The following is a 4,492-nucleotide window of genomic DNA, read 5'->3' as shown; positions in this document are numbered from 1 at the left end:
CGTATTACCGCGCCGGTGTTCTCGAAGAAGCGGTCGGCGTGCTGGATCCGTGACACCGGGTCGATGATCCTGTCCGGCCGGTGATAATAATGCTCCGGCAGCCCATCGATCTGTTCGCAATTGAAGACGGTATAGGTCTTGAGAAACGGGATATCCCGCTCGACCTCGTCGCCGCGAGAGTCGGTCTCGGTCTTCATGAAGCGGCTGGCATAGACGACGGTCGCCCCGGTTTCGCCCTTGCGCACCTGTGCTCCGATCTGCCCGGCCTGCCGGTAGGTCATCCAGAGTGGCGCTTCGAAGCCTCGGGCGAGACTTTCCGACCAGAGCAGCAACACGTTGATGCCAGTGTAGGGTTTCCCAGTGTGCCGGAGCGGTCGCGTAATCCGGCCCTCCAGCCTGCCTGCGCTCCAGGGGTTCATCCAGGGGCGGACGCCTCTTTCGAGATCGGCGACAATCGTCTCGGTGATCCGCGCATAGATATCGATGCGCAGGCTTTTTTCTTTCCTTTTCATTCTCAGACCTCCTGGTTTCAGGACCGCGCCGATCGCGGTCCGTCACGAGGTCCAACAAAGGCGGGGCTCAAGGCCGGAGCGGCACCCGAGCCGAGGCCCCGGTGCCCGCAGCGCGGCGGGGTGGCGAAGGGCCGGAACGACGAGAAGGACGGCAAAGCCGTTGCCGCTGCTGCCGGCTCCGCCAGGACCTTTCCCGGGACGGACCATGGTCGGTGCCTCCGCGCAGCGGAAAGGCGGCGCAAAGCGCCGCCGGTGAGAAGTGAGAGGGTGACCGGTCAGTGGACCGAGTGACCGCCGGTGTAGGGGTCGTATTCGAAGAGGATGACGATCTCTGCGTCGTCGACTTCGTCGGCGGGGAGGACGCCGTATTCGTCGTCGGACTTGAAGATGACGATCGGGGTCATGAGGGTGCGGGCGAGGTTCCAGGCGTGTTTCTGGGCGAGTTCGTTATGCCGATATCGGCATAATTCCCTTAATGCCGCCATCGCGATTATGCCGCACCGGGGGTGTCTTTCCCCGGCGCAGCGATATTTTGCGACCCAATGGTCGGCATAATCTCGCCAGACCACTTGCCAGCGTGAGGCTCGTGGCTGCGGATTCACTCTGCTCATTTCCGAGCGGAGGAAAAACCTATGTCCAACACCATGCGTAAATCTCCTGTTCCCGAAGACGAAGCTGTCCCCGACCTGGTGCGCCGCTATGTCGATACGATGCGCGAGGAGCTGTTCAGCTGCACAACCATTGCGAGGCACGAACGATGCCTCAAAATGCTTTGCCGCTCACTTGACGCTGAATGTATCTCGCTTAACGATCTTGATGTGAGGACCGCGCGAGAGCTGGTAAACCGAATCGCCTGCAGATCAGGCCTTCATTCATAGCCGAACGGTTCGTGGGTTTTTTGGTGGAGCAAGGTCTTTCAAAGCCGCCCGTTGCTGCCCAAGCGGATGATGCGCGAATTCGGCTGCGGTGCGATTATGAATCCTATTTGCGACAAGAGCGCGGGCTGAGGGATGCGACGATCAATTCGTCGTGGCGATGGGCTGTCCGTTTTCTAGACTTTCGCTTCGGAGCCCACGCTGACGATCTGTCGGCGATAAAACCAGAGGACCTGGTCCAGTTCCTCCAACATCTGATCGCAAACCGCAGATCACCGCTGAGCGAATGCAGACCGCCATCTCATCTCAAGAACTTCTTTCGGTATTTATACCGAGCCGGCATGACGCAAACGGACATCGCTGCAGCGATCCCCAATATGCGGCGATCATTTGCTGGACGGCTTAGGCGGTACCTGTTGCCCGAACAGGTGGAACTGTTGTTGGCGGCAATCCGGGCCGGCTCGCCGCGAAAGGTCAGACGCAGGAACTATGCGATGATCTTGCTGCAGGCACGGCTGGGTCTGCGGGCGCCGGAGGTTCTCGCCATTCAGGTCGACGACATCGACTGGAGAAAGGGTGAGATTACCATTCGTGGGAAGGGCGGACTTCATGACCGTTTGCCACTGCCGCCAGACGTAGGTGAAGCACTGGTTGATTATCTACGCTTCGAGCGCCCTGCCGCCTCGTTGCGGATCCTCTTCATCACGGCAAAAGCGCCCTATCGTGCCTTCCTGGGCCGAAATGTTCTGGTTAACATCTTGAGACACGCCATCGCTCTCACCGGGCTAACGCCGCCGGCTCCTTTTGTCGGCACCCATATGCTGCGGCATAGCCTTGCGTCGCATATGGCGCGGCAGGGCGCATCGCTTGGTGAGATCGGAGATCTTCTGCGCCATAGATCTCCGGCTTCGACGCTGATCTACGCCAAACTTGACATTGAGAGCCTACGCTCGATCGCGCAGCCCTGGCCAGCCAGAGGAGATGTGTGATGACCGATCTCTCGTTTGAACTTGATCGTTATCTGGCTATTCGCCGCAGCCTTGGTCACAGGTTGAAAGCGCCAGAAGGCATCCTGCGGCGGTTTGTCGGGTTCGCTGCGGCTCAGGGTGCCAATCACATCACGACGCAGTTGTTTCTGCAATGGCATGGAACGTTCGGCGTCGCATCACGCGAGACATGGGCACAACGATACACCGCTGTCAGGCTCTTTGCACGCTGGATGCACGGACTTGATTCAACGCACGAGCTAATGCCCGCAAGGCTGATGCCCTATCGTCATCGGCGCACAAGGCCATACATCTATAGTGAGGAACAAATCCGCAGCATTCTGCGGGAGGCGAGCGCACTGCGGTCAAGAAATGGCCTGCGCGGAGCGTCCTACTCCGTTCTTTTTGGATTAATCGCTGTCACCGGTTTGCGTGTTAGCGAAGCCCTATCGCTCAACGTCAGTGAAGTCGATCTCGACGCTGGGATCATTACGGTTCTGCGCGGCAAGTTCGGCGGCGAACGTCTCGTGCCAATCGAGGAGACTACAAGGCATCGGCTCTGGGAATACGCATCAGCACGTGACCGTCTGTTTGGCCAGCAGTCAAAACGGTTCTTTCTGGACGACCAGGGTGGGCTCCTTTCCAGCACAGGGGCACGCTACAATTTTGCAAACATCTGCCAGAAGATCGGATTGCGCGAACCGCAACCGCGCCATGGTCACGGGCGGGGACCTCGCATCCATGACCTTCGTCATACCTTCGCAGTCCGCACTCTGATCGGCTGGTACCGAAGCGGCATGGATCCTAACCGGGAGATGATCAAGCTGACGACCTATCTTGGGCACACGGCGCCGGCCTGGACATACTGGTACATTGAAGCAGTGCCGGAACTACTCGAGTTGGCCAGCAAGCGTGCAGATACTTATGCAAGCGAGGAGGACCTGTCATGACCGCTTCGACACTCGCGACACTCGTCCAACACTTCTTCACAGCCCGCCTGTGCGCGCAAATGCAGGCAAGTCAGCATACGATCGCCAGTTACCGCGATACCTTCCGATTGCTATTGCGGTATGCGAGCTCCGAGCTTCACAAGTCGCCAACCGCGCTTGCCATCGAAGATCTCGACGCCAATCTGATCGGGCGCTTCCTTCTCCACATTGAGACGGCCCGATCGAAGGGTGCGAGGAGCCGCAACACGCGTCTCGCTGCGATCCGATCATTCTTCCGGCATGCGGCATTGCACGAGCCGGCGCTCTTGCTCCACTGCCAGAAGATACTGGCGATGCCAAGCAAACGGTTCGACCGTCGTGCTGTCGCATTCCTCGACAATACCGAAATGGAGGCTCTCTCGTCCGCTCCGAACCGATCGACCTGGACGGGTCGGCGCGACCACGCTTTGCTAGTTCTGGCCCTGCAAACGGGTCTCAGGGCATCCGAAATCGTTGGACTTAATGTGTGCGATATTGTCTTCGGCGTGGGTGGTCACGTCCGATGTCTTGGCAAAGGGCGCAAGGAACGCTGTACGCCACTGCGGCGGCGTGCGACGATCAAGGTGCTGACCGTGTGGTTGAGGGAGCGTGAAGGGAGCCCAGATCAACCCGTCTTTCCAACAATCAGTGGTCGCAGGCTCAGCCGGGATGCGCTTGAAAAACTCGTGAAGCGGCATGTGGATTGCGCGAAACGCAGTTGTTCGACGCTCGCAAATAAACGCGTCACACCTCATGTTCTGCGCCACAGCACAGCTATGGATTTGCTGAGGCATGGGGTCGATCAATCGGTCATCGCACTATGGTTGGGTCACGAAACCATCGCGACGACGCAGATCTACATCCATGCCGATATGCAACTGAAAGAACGAGCACTGGCGAAGCTGCCCGTGTCAAACATTAAATCGGGCCGATATCGGCCCGATGACCAACTCCTCGCGTTCCTCGAAGCTCTTTGATTATGCCGACCATTGGGTCGCAAAATATCGCTGCGCCGGGGAAAGACACCCCCGGTGCGGCATAATCGCGATGGCGGCATTAAGGGAAAGATCGTGCTGCATCTGAGGGCTCCATCGTTGGAGCGGGCCAATCCCGCTCTTGATGGCTCCGTCAGTGTGCGGATTAGCGGACGC

General features: G+C 58.7%; 5 protein-coding genes. 4 read left to right on the top strand and 1 reads right to left on the bottom strand.

All coding sequences use genetic code 11. The features are described 5' to 3' along the window. A partial coding sequence (locus tag ABJN75_RS11860) for an ArdC-like ssDNA-binding domain-containing protein (protein WP_348439803.1) occupies positions 1-512 on the bottom strand: 512 nt, incomplete at its 3' end. A gap of 278 nt (positions 513-790) precedes the next feature. Between ABJN75_RS11860 and ABJN75_RS11855 the strand changes: the two genes are divergently transcribed. The 4 genes from ABJN75_RS11855 to ABJN75_RS11840 all read left to right on the top strand — a co-directional run bounded on the left by ABJN75_RS11855 (position 791) and on the right by ABJN75_RS11840 (position 4,318). After that, positions 791-979: a hypothetical protein gene (locus ABJN75_RS11855; protein WP_348439802.1), complete on the top strand. Its 189-nt coding sequence runs from the start codon at positions 791-793 to the stop codon at positions 977-979. Between the two features lie 749 nt (positions 980-1,728). Continuing rightward, on the top strand, positions 1,729-2,376 hold the full coding sequence (locus tag ABJN75_RS11850; RefSeq protein WP_348439801.1) for a tyrosine-type recombinase/integrase: 648 nt from the start codon (positions 1,729-1,731) through the stop codon (positions 2,374-2,376). Then, on the top strand, positions 2,376-3,323 hold the full coding sequence (locus ABJN75_RS11845; RefSeq protein ID WP_348439800.1) for a tyrosine-type recombinase/integrase: 948 nt from the start codon (positions 2,376-2,378) through the stop codon (positions 3,321-3,323). Before ABJN75_RS11850 ends, ABJN75_RS11845 begins: the two co-directional genes overlap by 1 nt. Next, positions 3,320-4,318 carry a tyrosine-type recombinase/integrase gene (locus tag ABJN75_RS11840; protein WP_348439799.1) on the top strand — a complete coding sequence of 333 codons (999 nt, stop codon included), beginning with the start codon at positions 3,320-3,322 and terminating at the stop codon, positions 4,316-4,318. Before ABJN75_RS11845 ends, ABJN75_RS11840 begins: the two co-directional genes overlap by 4 nt. Positions 4,319-4,492: the final 174 nt, after the last annotated feature.

This window comes from Hoeflea sp. (assembly GCF_039975035.1).
Taxonomy (GTDB): Bacteria; Pseudomonadota; Alphaproteobacteria; order Rhizobiales; family Rhizobiaceae; genus Hoeflea.
The sequence above is the reverse complement of the archived record's forward strand: the minus strand, read 5'-3'. Positions and strand labels throughout refer to the sequence as shown.

Coding starts and splice junctions, on each gene's coding strand:
- ABJN75_RS11850 (WP_348439801.1), top strand. CDS start 1,729: ATGACGCAAACGGACATCGCTGCAGCGATCCCCAATATGCGGCGATCA.
- ABJN75_RS11845 (WP_348439800.1), top strand. CDS start 2,376: ATGACCGATCTCTCGTTTGAACTTGATCGTTATCTGGCTATTCGCCGC.
- ABJN75_RS11840 (WP_348439799.1), top strand. CDS start 3,320: ATGACCGCTTCGACACTCGCGACACTCGTCCAACACTTCTTCACAGCC.